Source organism: Bradyrhizobium nitroreducens (assembly GCF_002776695.1).
Taxonomy (GTDB): domain Bacteria; phylum Pseudomonadota; class Alphaproteobacteria; order Rhizobiales; family Xanthobacteraceae; genus Bradyrhizobium; species Bradyrhizobium nitroreducens.
In genome coordinates this window covers 8,168,991-8,169,737 of the sequence record NZ_LFJC01000003.1, presented here as the reverse complement: position 1 = coordinate 8,169,737, position 747 = coordinate 8,168,991, and the positions used below count along the sequence as shown (strand labels likewise).

The window sequence follows — 747 nt, the reverse complement described above, 5'->3', positions numbered from 1 at the left end:
GCTCGCCGGCCCGTTCACGCAGGGCCGGCAGATCCAGCACGCGTGGCTCGGTCTGCTCGAACAAGACCGCGCTGCCCTGGCTGTGCATCTGCGTGGCGTCGGCCTGCCCGGTATAGATCTCGAAGGCGACCGACCCATCATCTTGCAGCGCCAGGGCGATGTGCACCTCGAGCCCTGCGTCCGTCACCACCACCGGCCGTGCGAACACCACGTTCTGCAGCCGCACCTGCAAGTCCCCGGACTGATCGCCCGCGGCGAGCCGCACCGCCGCCCGCGCCATCTCCAGATGAGCCACGCCCGGCAGCACCCGCTGACCATGCACCTGATGGTCCTGCAGGAAAAACTCCCGGCCCGTGAACCGCGACGTATAACGCTGCTCGCCAAGATCAGATGTGTTCCGATGCACCAGCGGATGCAGATGCGCAGGATGGGCAGGCCTTCCGCGATGGAATTGACGCATCAACTCGGTCGCGTCCGCAGTTGATAGTCGTTTGTCTTTGACTTCTAGAAGTACAAACTTGAGAAAGTCGATCATTCTAGTTTTCCACCTGGAATTGTTCGTCCACCTTTTCGAGCGCTTCATCGATGCTCATTGAGTCAGCGCTAATCTCGTCAAAGATTTTCGAGTAGAACGTCTCGTCGAAGATTTTGACGGCTGCGGTGCTGAGCACTTCTTTCGCGCTGGCATCCGTGAAACGTTCATGCTTGCCCGCGATTGGAACCCAATATCGTTCCTTGGCGAAGGGA

2 protein-coding genes are annotated in these 747 nt (G+C 59.8%); both read right to left on the bottom strand.

Annotation, left to right across the window (positions count from 1 at the left end):
* Nucleotides 1-535, bottom strand: a 535-nt coding sequence (locus TSA1_RS40505; RefSeq protein WP_210421923.1) for a hotdog family protein, incomplete at its 3' end; no start/stop codon positions are given.
* A 1-nt stretch (nt 536) separates the two neighbouring features.
* A partial coding sequence (locus tag TSA1_RS40500; protein WP_210421922.1) for a hypothetical protein occupies nt 537-747 on the bottom strand: 211 nt, incomplete at its 5' end.